13 protein-coding genes are annotated in these 15177 nt (G+C 39.5%); 9 read left to right on the top strand and 4 right to left on the bottom strand.

Annotated features, from left to right (window positions below; all coding sequences use genetic code 11):
* The first annotated feature begins 303 nt into the window (after window positions 1-303).
* Window positions 304-1260, top strand: a complete 957-nt coding sequence (locus ACFOUV_RS09265; RefSeq protein WP_379496478.1) for a dipeptidase — start codon at window positions 304-306, stop codon at window positions 1258-1260.
* Window positions 1261-1347: 87 nt separating this feature from the next.
* A complete protein-coding gene (locus ACFOUV_RS09260) occupies window positions 1348-1674 on the top strand; it encodes a hypothetical protein (RefSeq protein WP_379496477.1) in 327 nt (108 codons plus the stop codon).
* 60 nt (window positions 1675-1734) lie between these two features.
* Here the strand turns inward: ACFOUV_RS09260 and ACFOUV_RS09255 are convergent, their stop codons facing one another.
* The gene (locus ACFOUV_RS09255) at window positions 1735-2601 is read right to left on the bottom strand and encodes a YitT family protein (RefSeq protein WP_379496476.1); all 867 of its coding nucleotides are present in this window, start codon (window positions 2599-2601) and stop codon (window positions 1735-1737) included.
* Window positions 2602-2727: 126 nt separating this feature from the next.
* Window positions 2728-3189 carry a CoxG family protein gene (locus ACFOUV_RS09250; RefSeq protein WP_379496475.1) on the bottom strand — a complete coding sequence of 154 codons (462 nt, stop codon included), beginning with the start codon at window positions 3187-3189 and terminating at the stop codon, window positions 2728-2730.
* 169 nt (window positions 3190-3358) lie between these two features.
* On the opposite strand from ACFOUV_RS09250, the gene ACFOUV_RS09245 reads away from it, so the two are divergent.
* On the top strand, window positions 3359-3559 hold the full coding sequence (locus ACFOUV_RS09245; RefSeq protein ID WP_379496474.1) for a small, acid-soluble spore protein, alpha/beta type: 201 nt from the start codon (window positions 3359-3361) through the stop codon (window positions 3557-3559).
* Window positions 3560-3666: 107 nt separating this feature from the next.
* Here the strand turns inward: ACFOUV_RS09245 and ACFOUV_RS09240 are convergent, their stop codons facing one another.
* Window positions 3667-4761 carry a branched-chain amino acid aminotransferase gene (locus ACFOUV_RS09240; RefSeq protein ID WP_379496473.1) on the bottom strand — a complete coding sequence of 365 codons (1095 nt, stop codon included), beginning with the start codon at window positions 4759-4761 and terminating at the stop codon, window positions 3667-3669.
* A gap of 151 nt (window positions 4762-4912) precedes the next feature.
* Here ACFOUV_RS09240 and ACFOUV_RS09235 point away from each other — a divergent pair, with 151 nt between their 5' ends.
* On the top strand, window positions 4913-5695 hold the full coding sequence (locus ACFOUV_RS09235) for an HAD family hydrolase (protein ID WP_379496472.1): 783 nt from the start codon (window positions 4913-4915) through the stop codon (window positions 5693-5695).
* 550 nt (window positions 5696-6245) lie between these two features.
* Here ACFOUV_RS09235 and serA read toward each other — a convergent pair.
* The gene (serA, locus tag ACFOUV_RS09230) at window positions 6246-7832 is read right to left on the bottom strand and encodes a phosphoglycerate dehydrogenase (protein WP_379496471.1); all 1587 of its coding nucleotides are present in this window, start codon (window positions 7830-7832) and stop codon (window positions 6246-6248) included.
* Window positions 7833-8050: 218 nt separating this feature from the next.
* On the opposite strand from serA, the gene ilvD reads away from it, so the two are divergent.
* The 5 genes from ilvD to ACFOUV_RS09205 all read left to right on the top strand — a co-directional run bounded on the left by ilvD (window position 8051) and on the right by ACFOUV_RS09205 (window position 15170).
* Window positions 8051-9733, top strand: coding sequence for a dihydroxy-acid dehydratase (ilvD, locus tag ACFOUV_RS09225; RefSeq protein WP_379496470.1), 1683 nt, complete (start codon window positions 8051-8053; stop codon window positions 9731-9733).
* A gap of 587 nt (window positions 9734-10320) precedes the next feature.
* Window positions 10321-12042, top strand: coding sequence for a biosynthetic-type acetolactate synthase large subunit (gene ilvB, locus ACFOUV_RS09220; protein WP_379496469.1), 1722 nt, complete (start codon window positions 10321-10323; stop codon window positions 12040-12042).
* Window positions 12039-12557, top strand: coding sequence for an acetolactate synthase small subunit (gene ilvN / locus ACFOUV_RS09215; protein WP_379496468.1), 519 nt, complete (start codon window positions 12039-12041; stop codon window positions 12555-12557). The genes ilvB and ilvN overlap by 4 nt, the downstream gene beginning before the upstream one ends.
* Before the next feature lie 44 nt (window positions 12558-12601).
* Complete coding sequence (gene ilvC / locus ACFOUV_RS09210; RefSeq protein WP_379496467.1) at window positions 12602-13636, top strand: ketol-acid reductoisomerase; 1035 nt, start codon at window positions 12602-12604, stop codon at window positions 13634-13636.
* Window positions 13623-15170: a 2-isopropylmalate synthase gene (locus ACFOUV_RS09205; RefSeq protein WP_379496466.1), complete on the top strand. Its 1548-nt coding sequence runs from the start codon at window positions 13623-13625 to the stop codon at window positions 15168-15170. The genes ilvC and ACFOUV_RS09205 overlap by 14 nt, the downstream gene beginning before the upstream one ends.
* Window positions 15171-15177 lie beyond the last annotated feature (7 nt).

Below are 15177 nucleotides of genomic sequence, written 5' to 3'. Positions count from 1 at the left end.
CTATATAAAATGCGATGATAAAAACAGAGAAATTAACGAGAAGGTCCTTGAGTATAGATGGTTCAGACTGTTCAGCGCTAATAGTTAATCCAAAGTTAACTTGAGCAGTGTAGCTCCAGTCCTTCTAATTTTACCAAGGCTTATTTATCCACTTCACTCTGCGAAAGTTAAGTAAGCAATAAGTATAAGCATCCGTTTTAAGCGAAGGGAGGAATCCTCTCTTCGCTTTTTCGTGTTGAAATTATGTAAGATAGTAAAAGTTCCATCGTGCATGGTAAACTGTTACAAAAGGGAGCGGTCTTTATGAAAATAATTGATACACATTGTGATGCACTTTTAAAGCTGCAGCACGCAAAAAGAGGGCAATATTTTTATGATCAAAAGCCATTACATTTTTCGAATGCCAAGGAATTAGACACAAATCTGGAACGTTTAAAGCATGGGAATGTCAAAGCACAATTCTTTGCGATTTTCATTCATCCAGATGTTCCTTCAGAAGAAAAATGGCAGCATGCTTTGGAACAAGTCGATTTGTTTTATACAGAGGTCTTAGAGAAACATCCTGAAATGAGACATATTCGGTCGTGGTCTGATTTAGACACGCTGAGAGACGGCGAAATTGGCGCTGTACTGACGCTAGAAGGTGCCGATGCATTCGGTAATGATTTGATGAAGCTTCGTCAATTATATCGTCTTGGCGTTTTATCAATAGGTATAACGTGGAACAATGCCAACCTTTGCGCGGATGGGGTAGAGGAACCACGAGGTGGGGGATTAACGCTCCTTGGGAAAGAAGTGGTGAAACTGAATAATGAATATGGGGTATTCACAGATGTTGCACATGCGACGGTAAAAGGTTTTTGGGATATCATGGAGCTTGCGGAATATCCAATAGCAAGCCACTCCAATGCACGGGCAGTATGTGATCATCCACGTAATTTATATGATGACCAGATAAAGTGTATGATTGCTAAAGGCGGTCTGATTCATATTGTTTACAATCCACCATTCATTAATTACGAATGTGAAGAAGCTACAATCCCAGATCTGATTAAACATATTGACCATTTTTGTTCACTTGGAGCGGTAAATCATATTGGATTTGGTTCGGATTTTGATGGGATAAGCAGCTTTGTCGATCATCTGGAAAATGCAGCTAACTATCAAAACCTGATAAATGAACTGCTCAAATATTATTCAGAAGCTGAAGTAAAAGGCTTTGCTTATCAAAACTTTTTGGAGCATCGGCCAGGAATGTAATAGGGGTGTATATTTTACTTGAAATTAACCTATATTAACTGAAGAAAGTGAAGGTTTTTCATTAACTTCGTGATTGGGCTGGTGAAATTGAGGAAAATAAAGTTTATAATTAGTTTTTTATTTGTAATCTTTGCATCGTTGCAACTTATGGAAGCAGAAGCAGCTACTGTGGAAAATAATTTTTATGGCATAACCGATGTGCAGCATGATTGGAAAGAGTATAGTACCGATATCAATGTTTTTCAAACCGATTCACATGATGTTACCTATTGGAAAAACTTTATGAGGTATAGTCGCACATGTACTATTTCTCATGAGGTTAAAACTATCGTATATTATTGTGAGCTGCATGATCATACGAAGTCTGAAACGTTTTTGGAAGATATTACCCATAGCGTAAATCATTCGCATTAGAATTAATTTTATTTCTAGAACAAACAAGCACGCCTTTTATGGCGTGCTTGTTTCGATTTACTATAATTTTTGTCCATAATACCTGTCCAATGAAAACCCTCTACCAAGAATCTCCGACGCATTTAAGAATATGACAAAAGATGTTGGAGCTTCTTTTTGCAAAATTTTCTTGAGCTGGACAGCTTCCGGCTGTTCAGTGACACAAAGAATCATCGTTTTATCAAGATTGGAGTAACCACCAACAGAGCGGACCTTTGTAAGTCCACGGTCGATTCCATCATGGATAAGGGACTGAATCTTTTCCTCTTCTTCTGTAATGATTAAAATTAGTTTTGTTGCAGAAGTTCGCAATTGTACAAAGTCAATCGCTTTTCCTGAGATATAGATAGCCAATAGGGCAAATAAAGTGAGCTCTAGGTTAAAGACGATAATGGAAGTAGTAACGACGAGCCCGTCTACGATAAATTGGGAGTATCCACTGGATATACCAGTAAACTTTTTGACAATCTGGGCAATGGCAGCTGTGCCACCAGTAGAGCCGTTTCCTTTATAGACAATACCAAGCCCAACGCCAAGCAAAATACCGCCGTACAATGCCCCCAGAAACGGATTTGTGACAGTGAGAGGAATATCAGCTGTGAGAAAGATGATAAATGGAACCCAAAACGTACCTACTAATGATTTAAAACTGAAATCCTTTCCTAAAGCAATCCAGCCAATAATAAATATAGGGATATTAATCATGGATTGTATGAGTGCAGGACTTAATGCATATAATTCGAACAATATGGTGCTCACCCCTGAAATACCACCTGCTGCAAGTCTGGAGGGGAGGAAAAATACATTGTAGGATAAACCAACAAGTGTAGCCCCTAAAATGATATACATATATTGGGACGCTGTTTTATTGCGTATTATTTTGTTCATGTTGTTTTTCCTTTCCGTGTGAAGATGCATCTTATACTTTATCACTGAGCAGGAAAGGAGTAAATAGGTATCATTTGAATGGTAGACATGGATTCACGTATAGGAGATCCATGTCTACTTATTAGCTTATACAGTTAATCTCAACTTTTCGTGTTCCATAATTTTTACGGTTACTTTTTCAGTTAGATCTTTCCCGATCTTTGGTACGACTGTTTTTAATATTGGGTTTACCATCGGTCCCATCATTCCTTTTATAGTAACGTCCAGACTACCGGTTACTTGGGTTTTCTTTTCAGAAACTGCTGTTGCCCGAAAGTATCCTTCTCCAATACACGTTTCATTTAAGCTGCTAAGATGAAAGTGGATATTCGATGGCTCAACCCATTCTGTAATATGAACGTTCAAACTTACTGTTCGGTTTATGACTCCAATATCGCCATGTAGTTTCCAAATAGATTCCTTCTCGTTCAAAATGATGTGATCGGTATAACCTGGTACAAGAACAGCCCAGTTATCAATATCGCTTATAAAACTCCATATTTTGTAAATTGGTAAGTCCATTTCTATATGATGCATACTGTTCGCCACTAGATGCTTCTCCTCCTTATGTACTCTGTTCAAATTAACATGCAAGGCTAATATATGTGGGGGCTAGTTTGTTTAGACCATATTCTTCAAGATGAATAAAAAAAGTAACACGACAGAAGATAAGGAGGAACAGGCATATTCTGTTCCAATACACCGAGGAGTGATCTGGATGGCTGATAACAATCGAAATCAATTGTTAGTGCCTGGTGCTGGAAATGCAGTGGACAAGATGAAGGCAGAGATTGCAAATGAATTCAATGTAGAACTTGGAGCTGACACAACTGCACGTGAAAACGGTTCGGTGGGTGGCGAGATGGTCAAACGAATGATTAAAATCGCCGAAGAAAGTATGACAAATGGAAACAAGTAGGAAAGCAAACGAAAGAAGGCTACCTTTTAGGGGAAATCCCTTAAAGGTAGCCTTTTAAAGTTGGTCACAATAGAAAAACGATGCATGACGCCGATTTCTATAATGAATTAATTTTTTACAGTACTTTTTGTTTCCACATTCACAATCCAGTTAAATGGATCTTCCATTTTGCCATATTGGATTCCGGTTATGGTATCAAATATTTTTTGCGAGATTTCGCCTGTCTTTCCTTCGTTGACAATCAAATCTTCGCCTTCCCATGTCAGCTGACCAATTGGAGAGATGACGGCAGCTGTCCCTGAACCGAATGCTTCTTCCAGTTTTCCGTCCTGATGTGCCTGGCGTATTTCTTCCATGGAAATTCTTCTTTCGGAAACTGGTATATTCCAATGTTTAAGTAGGCGGATAACAGAGTCTCTCGTTACTCCAGCAAGGATACTGCCATTAAGCATTGGCGTTACAACTTCCCCGTCAATCTTGAAAAATACGTTCATACTTCCTACTTCTTCGATATATTTCTTTTCTACGCCGTCCAGCCATAGAACTTGAGCAAAGCCTTCTTTACCAACCAATTCCTGTGCTTTTAGGCTTGCTGCATAGTTACCACCCGTTTTTGCTTCGCCAGTTCCACCTTTGACGGTACGAACGTAATGATTTTCAACGGCAATTTTTACCGGGTTGATTCCCTCTTTGTAATACGCCCCAACAGGTGATAAAATAACAATTAATTTATAATGACATGCTGGTGCAACACCGATATATGGTTCAGTTGAAATGATAAACGGGCGAATATACAGGGACGTACCTTCTGCATCAGGGACCCAGTCTTTTTCCACGGTTATAAGCTGTTTAATTGCTTTTAATACAAATTCCTCGTCAATTGGTGGAATTACAAGGCGATCGTTTGAATGATTTAAACGCTCCAAGTTTTTTGTTGGTCTAAATAATTGAATTTCTCCGTCTTTTGTGCGAAATGCCTTTAGTCCCTCAAAAACGGATTGACCATAATGGAATACCATAGCGGATGGTTCGATCGTTAGAGGTTGATATGGTACAATGCTCGCATTATGCCACCCTAAAGGATCAGAATAATCCATTACAAACATATGGTCCGTAAATGTTTTTCCAAAAATAAGCTGATCTGATTTAGGTTTTTGTTTATTTGTTTCACTTAGTTGTACGCGAATAGTTTGGTCTTCCATATCAATTGTCTCCTTAATTATGTTTATAAATTTCTATTAATCATAAGGGATAAATTAAATTTGCGCAACACTTAATTTTTAATTAATTTTGTTAAATTATGATTACAGTAGTATGCTAGAAAGAGAAAATAGGTGTGGGGGAGCTGTAAAAATGGTTAAAGCAGTATTTTTTGATTTGGATGATACATTGCTCTGGGATGAAAAAAGTGTGAAAGATGCTTTTGAAAAAACATGTGAACTGGCGAGTGAGAAATATGATATTAATCCAAATGAGTTGGAAGCAAAAGTAAGGGAACATGCAAGAGAGATATATGCTTCCTATGATACCTATGATTTTACGCAGATGATAGGGATTAATCCTTTTGAAGGACTGTGGGCCAATTTTCTGGATGAAGGTGAGGAATTTGGCAAGCTGAAGGAGATCGCTCCAGATTATCGAAAAGATGCATGGACGAGAGGGTTGATTGACTTAGGGATAGATGATCCAGCGTTTGGATTAGAACTTGCAGAGGCTTTCCCTAGAGAGCGGAAGAAAACGGCTCTTTTATTTGATGATGCAATTCAAGTGTTGGAGGAACTGAAAGGCAACTATCAGCTGTTGCTGTTGACAAATGGTTCACCTGATTTGCAACATACGAAGCTTGATTTGACACCGGAACTTGTACCTTATTTTGATCACATTGTTATTTCCGGTGGCTTTGGTAAAGGGAAACCAGATCCATCTATCTTTGAACACGCAATGGAACTTTTATCACTTAAAAACAATGAAGTTATCATGGTAGGTGATAACTTGAATACCGATATTTTAGGAGCAGAACGAGCAGGCATCCGTTCTGTGTGGATCAACCGGCATGAAAAAGCACATGGGAAGACAATACCAACCTATGAAATTTCGGGATTGGATGAACTTTTGCCGATAATTGAAAAACTCTAATGATAAAAAGCACACCGCCCTTTTGGGGAGGTGTGCTTTTAAAATTTAAAGCTGTTTTCTATAAGATTGGGACTGCTATTTTTTTACTTGTCCCACCAAAAGATTGTTGTTTTTGCCACATAATCTATAAACTTCGAAGTAACTGCTTTCTCGCCGTCCGGAATCGCTGCGGGCGGATGCTTTCCGCGGGCACGGCCTCAGCCTCCTCGAGAAACCCACTCTGCGGGGTCTTCGGACACGTGCTTTTCCCGCAGGAGTCACCGCCCTCCACTCACCCGGACTGGTGAACTTTTGTGATATGATTTTTATAAATCACTAAGGGAGTTAGCGGTTTGTAAGCTTAAAACCAGCTCTGGGAAATATACGGAGACTCCTGTGGGAGGAAAGGCATCGGTGAGACCCCGAAGTGCGTTAGCACGAGGAGGCTCACCAGCCGCCCACGGAAAGCGCAGTATATTTCCCAGAGCGGTCGCCGAAGTTACTTATCCTAGTTCGCATTTTATCTCAAATCTGCGAAGATTAAAAGGCAACAAACATAGAGGAGCTCAATTTAAAGATCTATTGCTGTAACATCTTTTATTTCATCGAGGCTTTTTAATTCCTCCAATGCTTCTGTTTCCAGATGCTTGTCGATGGTTAGAATCATAATGGCATTACCGCCAACATCCGAGCGGTCAACCTGCATGGTAGCGATGTTGATATGATGTTTTGCAATGGTGCTTCCCATACGACCGATAACACCGGGCTGGTCTGTATGCTGAATGACTACCATATGCCCTTTAGGGGTAACATCCACACTATAGTCGTCCACTTTTACTAATCTTGGTCCAAAACCATTCAATAATGTACCGGCTACTTTTCGACGTCCTGATTTGCTCTTAATTTCTACAGTAATCAGATTGGTAAACCCTTTGGTGGAAGACGTTTTGCTTTCTTTTACGGTAATTCCTTTTTTATCAGCGAGATATAGTGCATTTACGTCATTCACATGACTTCCCAAATAGCGTTTTAGAATCCCTTTTACTGTATTTCTTGTTAATGGTGCTACTTCTATTTCGGATAAATCGCCGGAGTACGTAATGTATACTTCTTCGGCAACTTCATTTGTCAAATCAATGAGGAAGGTGCCGAGTTTCTCAGCCAGATGAAAATAGGGCTCAATTTTATACATGATTTCACTTGGAACAGAAGGGAGATTCACAGGATTTTTGACAACATCGCCATTTAAAAAGCGGATAACATCATGGCTTACATCGATGGCTACAATTTCTTGAGCTTCTATGGTGCTAGCACCGAGATGTGGCGTGGCGACAACTTGTTCTAATTCCAATAATTTATGATCGACAAACGGCTCTTCTTCAAAAACATCGAGTGCAGCCCCTGCAACCTTTCCGGAAACAATCGCATCATACAATGCATTTTCATCAATGATTCCACCACGGGCACAATTGATAATCTGAACGCCACTTTTCATGATTTCGAAAGCATGTGCATTAATCATATGTCTTGTTTCTTTCATCAACGGGGTATGTACTGTAATAAAATCGGCTTTTTTTAATACTTCTTCCAATGTGCCATAACCGATTCCCAATTGTTCGGCTTTTTCTTCCGTCAAGAATGGATCATATGCAATGACGTTCATCCGCTGACCTTTCGCACGTGCAGCTACTTCCACGCCAATTCTACCAAGGCCGACGATGCCCAAAGTTTTATTCTTTATTTCCACACCGACATATTTCTTTCGATCCCATTGTCGGTTTTTTAATGCATGGAAGGCTTGTGGAATGTTTCTGGACAAGGCCATAATCATTGCCATCGTATGCTCTGCAGCTGAATTGGTGTTTCCATTAGGGGCATTCACAACGATAATTCCATTTTCAGTCGCCGCTTCCAGGTCGATATTATCTACACCGACACCCGCACGTCCGATTATTTTCAGATTCGTTGCTTTATGGATTAATTCCCTTGTTACTTGAGTCTGACTGCGAACAAGTAGAGCATCGAATTCACCAATACGATTTCCCAGTTCTTCAGGACTTAAATTTGTTTCCATCACAATGGTGAAATTTTCTGATTCGCGTAGAGGTTGAATACCCTCCTCGCTTAGTGGATCACTAATTAAAACATTAAATGTCATAATTATTCAGCCTCCCGTTAATAAAACTCCATTTATAATTTAATATAGCAATATCAAATAAGTTGTCAATATTATTTATAGACAAAAGATTGGTATTAGAAAAATAATTCGATGTTTTTATGCGAGAGTAAAACAGATTACCTATTTTTAATTGAAAAATTAATTGAAGTATTAAAAAATTAGCCTTATAATAGTTTGAAAGAAAGGTGGTATTTATGATGAGTAAAGATTTACGTATAAAAAGTAAAGCATTTGATGGAACGATGAGGGCTCCAAATCGTGCCATGCTTCGAGCGGTTGGTATAACGGATGAAGATTTCAAGAAACCAATGGTAGGGGTTGCCAGCACGTGGGCAGAGGTTACTCCGTGTAACATACATATTGATGAGTTAGCTGTCAGCGCTAAAAATGGTGTCAGAGAAGCTGGTGGGGTACCACTGATTTTTAATACGATTACTGTTTCTGATGGAATCTCCATGGGGACGCAAGGAATGCGGTATTCGCTCCCGAGTCGTGATGTGATTGCTGATTCCATTGAAACGGTTGTTGGAGCTGAAAATCTGGATGGGCTTGTAGCGATTGGTGCTTGTGATAAAAATATTCCAGGCTGTATGATCGCAATTGCCAATTCCGATGTTCCAGCAGCATTTGTCTATGGAGGAACAATCGCACCTGGACAACACCGAGGAAAAGATATTGATATTGTTTCTGTTTTTGAAGGTGTCGGAAAACATAATAATGGCGACATTGATGACAACGAACTCAGATCCATCGAATGTAGTGCATGTCCTGGTGCAGGTGCATGTGGAGGTATGTATACCGCAAACACGATGGCATCTGCAGTGGAAGCGATGGGTATGAGCTTACCTGGAAGTTCATCAAACCCTGCCGAATCAGCTGAAAAGGCTGAAGACGTAAAAGCTGCTGGACAGGCAGTTTACAATATGTTGGAAAATGGTATTTATCCAAAAGATATTATGACTAAAGAAGCGTTTGAAAATGCCATTACAGTTGTTATGGCACTTGGCGGATCAACAAATGCTATTCTTCACCTGCTTGCAATTGCACATGCAGCAGAAGTAGATTTGTCCATTGATGATTTCAACCGCATGCAAGAGAAAGTACCACATCTTGCTGATTTGAAACCAAGTGGAAGATTTGTTATGCAAGACTTGCATCGTGTTGGTGGCGTACAAGCTGTTATGAAACTATTACTTGAAAATGGTTATTTGCATGGTGATTGTTTGACTATTACTGGAAAAACAATTGCAGAAAATCTGGCAGATGCACCATCACTTCAAGAAGATCAACAGGTTATTATGCCTTTTGACAATCCAAAACGTAAAGATGGTCCTTTAATTGTTCTGAAAGGGAATCTTTCCCCAACAGGTGCAGTGGCCAAAGTATCGGGCGTAAAAGTAAACCGTCATACTGGTCCTGCTCGAGTATTCAATAACGAGGTTGATGCTACTGCTGCAGTAATGGCCAATGAAATTAATGATGGGGATGTTCTTGTCATCCGTTATGTGGGTCCTAAAGGTGGTCCAGGAATGCCGGAGATGCTTTCCATTTCGAGTATTCTTGTTGGAAAAGGTATGGGTGAATCTGTGGCGCTTCTGACAGACGGAAGATTTTCAGGTGGAACTCATGGCTTAGTTGTTGGGCATATTTCTCCAGAGGCACAAGACGGAGGTCCGATTGCATTCTTGAAAGAGGGCGATCTCGTAACCATTGATTCCGACAAAAAGGTAATCTCGATGGATGTTTCCGAGGAAGAATTGGAAGCAAGACGTAAAGATTGGGAGGCACCTGAATTGTATACGAAGGGTGTACTCGGAAAATATGCACATAATGTTTCCTGTTCATCCAAAGGAGCAGTTACGGATTATTTGAATAAATAAATTTTGGTAGCTTCAGTTCCAAACTGAGGCTACTTTTTTAAAATTTAATGATTTGTTGACATGCCAACCATGTAAACGCAATCATTAAATCTAACAAAATGAAATTATCAAAAAACTTCGGAAAACCTATTGACTCACATTCAAAAACGTTATATGATTATCCGCAATATCAGAATCATTCAACAAACGTATTTTTCTGAATAAAGTAATCCAAAAAATCCTATAATTTTAAAAGATGACAACCAAATAAATTAACTCGATGACGAGAAAAAAGGAACTTGTTACATGTACTCACAGAGAGCTGGGGTTGCTGGAAGCCCAGAAGTACATATTGTTCTGACATCTTCTCTGAGTGCCGCTTTGAACGGAGGAAACTCCCATTAGATTCGGTCAGGTGCATATTTGTTGTACCTGTTATCAATAAAGGCTGATTGCCAGCTTACCAAGGTAGTATTCGCAAGGATGCTATGAACATGGGTGGTACCGTGAAAAGAAGACTCTTTTCTCCCCAATATTCTGATTATATGCAGATTATAGGGAGAGAAGGGTCTTTTTTTATTCAATTATGACTTGAGGAGGTTGCAATAGTGAAAGTAGATGCTAGTCGTGAAGTGGAAGTAAAGGGAAAATTGGTAACCGGGGCTGATATTTTAGTTAAAACGCTGATTGACGCGGATGTTGATACTGTGTTCGGTTATCCGGGTGGAGCAGTATTACCAATCTATGATGCATTGTACCGTAATGAAACACCTTTTGAGCATATACTTTCTCGCCATGAGCAAGGGTCCATTCATGCGGCAGAAGGATATGCACGTGTTACAGGGAAGCCTGGAGTCGTTATTGCAACGTCTGGTCCAGGTGCCACTAACCTGATAACGGGAATTACAGATGCGATGATGGATTCATTGCCACTCGTTATATTTACCGGTCAGGTCGCAAAAAATGTAATTGGGACAGATGCTTTCCAAGAAGCAGATATAATGGGGTTAACGACACCAATTACAAAATACAATTATCAGGTGAATGAAATAGCTGATTTACCAAGAATTGTAAAAGAAGCTTTTCATATTGCATCAACAGGAAGGCCAGGTCCAGTCGTCGTCGATATTCCAAAAAATATTTCAGCGAATATCACGTTAGATGATTATGAAGATGATTTTTATTTGCCAGGGTATCAGCCAACCATTAATCCGAATCCAATGCAGATTATTAAACTAGCAGATGCTCTCAGTCGCGCGAAGCGTCCACTGTTGCTCATCGGTGCAGGAACACTTTTCGCAAATGCTTCTGAAGAACTGAAGCAATTCGCTGAAAAGTATCAATTACCCGTAACAAGCACATTGCTTGGGCTTGGGAGTTTTCCTGGGTCAAATGGGCTTTCGTTGGGAATGGCAGGAATGCATGGAACATATGCGGCAAACATGGCCATCTATGAAAGTGATCTGTTAATCAATATAGGTGCAAGATTTGATGACCGATTAACCGGTAATATTGAACATTTCGCTCCATCGGCGAAGGTTGCTCATATTGATATCGATCCAGCCGAAATCGGAAAAAATATTGCAACTCATATTCCAGTAGTTGCAGATGCGAAGAAAGCTTTAATCGCTCTGTTAAACACGAAGATTGAAATGCAAAATCACCAGGAATGGATGGATAAACTGCAGCAAAACAAAAAGGAATATCCTTTATGGTATGAACGTACGGAAACACCATTGTCACCACAATGGCTGATTGAACAGGTTTATAACGTGTCAAAGGGTGAGGCAATTGTAACAACCGATGTTGGACAGCATCAAATGTGGGCAGCACAATTTTACACATTTGATAAACCAAATAACTGGGTAACATCAGGTGGGCTTGGAACAATGGGATTTGGTTTCCCGGCAGCTGTTGGAGCCCAACTTGGAAGGCCAGACGATCTTGTTATATCAATTGTTGGTGATGGTGGATTCCAAATGATGTTCCAGGAATTATCCGTCGTGAAACAAAGAAATCTACCTGTTAAAATAATTATCGTCAATAATGAAGCGCTTGGAATGGTAAGACAATGGCAAGAAAGTTTTTATGAAGAAAGATATTCGGAATCGCTATTTTCTGATAATCCTGATTTCGTTAAATTAGCTGAAAGTTATGGCATCAGAGGAGTTAGAGTTGAGAATGAAAAGGATGTAATTAAAACGCTGGAAGATATTTTTTCATATGACGGGCCTGTTGTCGCTGACTTCCGCGTGGTTAGGAAAACATCTGTATATCCAATGATTGCACCAGGTAAAGGAATTCATGAAATGGTCGGGGTGAGAAAATGAAACGTATAATAACTGCAACGGTTCAGGATCATGGAGGAGTTTTAAATCGAATTACCGGAATGCTCAATAAACGGCAATTCAACATTGAGAGCATTTCAGTCGGGGCTTCTGAAACAGAAGGTATCTCAAAAATGACATTCGTCGTTGAAATCAGTGATAGTCAGAAACTGGAGCAGCTAACAAAGCAATTAAACAAACAAATTGATGTATTGAAAGTATCTGACATAACGGATAAAGCAATGGTGGCCAGGGAACTAGCATTAATCAAAGTAATGGGAACAGGCCATACGAGATCTGAAATTCAAGGGATCATCACCCCATTTCGTGCATCTGTAATCGATGTAAGCAAGGATAGCATGACCATACAAGTTACAGGTCGTCCAGATAAAGTGGATGCACTGATAGCGCTACTCAGACCTTATGGCATAAAGGAATTAACCAAAACCGGTGTAACAGCATTCCTAAGAGGACAGCAACCGGAAAATGTAACAGAAATAAATACAATGATTAATTAAATCAAAAATAAAACTTACATTAAAAAATGGAGAGGAAGATTTAAATGGCTAAAGTACTATATGAAAATGATATCAATAAAGAGGTATTGGAAGGTAAGAAAATCGCAGTAGTAGGATATGGTTCACAGGGGCATGCACATTCATTAAACCTTCGTGAAAGTGGCTATGATGTTGTGATTGGACTAAGACCAGGTAAATCACAGCAAAAAGCGGAAGAAGATGGCTTTAAAGTATTTCCGGTAGCTGAGGCAGTTAAGCAAGCAGATGTTGTTATGATTCTTCTACCAGATGAAACACAGCCAAAGGTATACGAAGAAAGCATAAAGGATAACTTGCAGGCTGGAAACGCACTTGTTTTCGCGCATGGTTTCAACATCCACTTTAGTCAGATTGTACCACCAGCAGATGTTGACGTATTCCTTGTAGCACCAAAAGGACCAGGACATCTTGTAAGAAGAACCTATGAAGGCGGCGCTGGTGTACCAGCATTATTCGGTGTTTATCAGGATGTTACAGGCAAAGCAACAGATATTGCTTTGGCATATGCACAAGGAATTGGTGCTGCAAGAGCGGGTGTTCTTGAGACAACATTCCAAGAAGAAACAGAAACGGATTTGTTTGGTGAACAGGCAGTTCTATGTGGTGGGGTAACAAGCTTAATTAAAGCAGGTTTTGAAACATTAACAGAAGCAGGTTATCAGCCTGAGGTTGCTTATTTTGAGTGTATGCATGAAATGAAACTAATTGTAGATCTTCTTTATGAAGGTGGATTAGAAAACATGCGTTATTCTATCTCAGATACTGCACAATGGGGAGATTTCGTATCAGGTCCACGTGTTGTAGATGCTGAAACAAAAGGAAGAATGAAAGATATCCTAACAGATATCCAAGATGGTAAATTTGCTAAAGGATGGATTCTTGAAAACCAAGCAGGTCGTCCACAATTTAATGCAATCAATAATAAAGAAAACAAACATCAAATTGAAACAGTTGGAAAGGAGCTCCGTGATTTAATGCCTTTTGTTAAAAATCCAATTGATTCTAAACAAAAGGATGTGAAAGTTCATGTCACAAATTAAGATTTTTGACACAACACTTCGGGACGGAGAACAATCACCAGGGGTTAACTTGAACAAACTAGAGAAACTAGAAATTGCAAGGCAATTAGAACGTTTTGGAGTTGACCGGATGGAAGCAGGATTTCCTGCTTCCTCCAAAGGTGACTTTGAAGCCGTAAAAGCAATTGCCGATACAATCAAAAATACTTCTGTTATTGGTTTGGCTAGAACAATTAAGTCAGATGTGGATATTGCCTGGGATGCACTAAAGGGAGCTGAAAATCCTGCTATCCATCTTTTCTTAGCCACATCTCCAATTCATATGGAATATAAATTGAAGAAAACACCTGAAGAGGTAATTGAGACTGCCGTCAGCATGGTTTCTTATGCTAAGCAAAAGTTCAAAGAGATTGAATGGTCTGCTGAAGATGCAACAAGATCGGATTGGAAATTCCTTGCTGAAATCATTGAAAAAGTGATTGATGCAGGTGCAACGGTTATTAATCTTCCCGATACTGTTGGCTATACAACACCAGTAGAATACGGAAAACTATTCCGCTATATTTCTGAAAATGTACCGAATATTGATCAGGTTGAACTTTCTTGCCATTGCCATAATGATCTTGGTATGGCAGTTGCAAATTCCATTGCAGCTGTTGAAAATGGTGCAACACAGGTGGAAGGAACAATTAACGGAATTGGTGAACGTGCCGGAAATGCAGCTCTTGAAGAAGTGGCAGTGGCATTGAAGATACGTTCTGATTATTATCCGTATGAGACAGGACTTAAATTAAATGAAATTAAACGTACAAGTGACATTGTTGCGAAACTGACAGGAATGTATGTGCAGGCCAACAAAGCAATTATAGGACGAAATGCTTTTGCACATGAATCAGGTATCCATCAGGATGGTGTATTGAAAAATGCGGAGACTTATGAAATCATAACTCCGGAATTGGTTGGAGTAACATCCAATACACTATTTTTAGGAAAACATTCCGGTCGTCATGCCTTTAAAGATAAAGTTAAGGAATTTGGGGTTGAACTTTCAGAGGCAGAGGTGAAAGAAGCCTTTGATCAATTCAAGAAATTAACGGACCATAAGAAGGAAGTAACAGATGACGATTTGTATACGATTGTTATGGAAATTAAAACTGACTCCTCTTCTATCAATAAATACCAACTGGAAAAATTCCAGGTTCAATACGGTACAGAAAATGTGCCTACTGCAACTGTAGTATTGAAAACACCGGATGGAAAGACAGTAGAAAATTCCTGCCCAGGGCAAGGTAGTGTTGAGGCACTTTATAAAACGATTGATAGTTTAATACAAGAAAATATTAAATTGGTAGATTACCAGCTAAATTCGGTAGGTGGGGGTAAGGATGCATTAGCCGAGTCACACGTGCAGTTAATTGTAAATGGTGAAACTGTCAATGGCAGAGGATCCGCACAAGATGTCTTGCAGGCATCTGCCAACGCATTTATTAATGCAGTCAATCGCTATATGATCAAAATTAATACAGCTAAAATGAAAGAGTTGGTTAGCGAATAAACTTTAT

The sequence above is a fragment of the Oceanobacillus longus genome (assembly GCF_042650085.1).
Lineage (GTDB): Bacteria > Bacillota > Bacilli > Bacillales > Amphibacillaceae > Oceanobacillus > Oceanobacillus longus.
This window is presented reverse-complemented; position numbering and strand designations above follow the sequence as displayed.

Coding starts and splice junctions, on each gene's coding strand:
- ACFOUV_RS09265 (WP_379496478.1), top strand. CDS start 304: ATGAAAATAATTGATACACATTGTGATGCACTTTTAAAGCTGCAGCAC.
- ACFOUV_RS09255 (WP_379496476.1), bottom strand. CDS start 2,601: ATGAACAAAATAATACGCAATAAAACAGCGTCCCAATATATGTATATC.
- ACFOUV_RS09245 (WP_379496474.1), top strand. CDS start 3,359: ATGGCTGATAACAATCGAAATCAATTGTTAGTGCCTGGTGCTGGAAAT.
- ACFOUV_RS09240 (WP_379496473.1), bottom strand. CDS start 4,761: ATGGAAGACCAAACTATTCGCGTACAACTAAGTGAAACAAATAAACAA.
- ACFOUV_RS09235 (WP_379496472.1), top strand. CDS start 4,913: ATGGTTAAAGCAGTATTTTTTGATTTGGATGATACATTGCTCTGGGAT.
- serA (WP_379496471.1), bottom strand. CDS start 7,832: ATGACATTTAATGTTTTAATTAGTGATCCACTAAGCGAGGAGGGTATT.
- ilvD (WP_379496470.1), top strand. CDS start 8,051: ATGAGTAAAGATTTACGTATAAAAAGTAAAGCATTTGATGGAACGATG.
- ilvN (WP_379496468.1), top strand. CDS start 12,039: ATGAAACGTATAATAACTGCAACGGTTCAGGATCATGGAGGAGTTTTA.
- ilvC (WP_379496467.1), top strand. CDS start 12,602: ATGGCTAAAGTACTATATGAAAATGATATCAATAAAGAGGTATTGGAA.
- ACFOUV_RS09205 (WP_379496466.1), top strand. CDS start 13,623: ATGTCACAAATTAAGATTTTTGACACAACACTTCGGGACGGAGAACAA.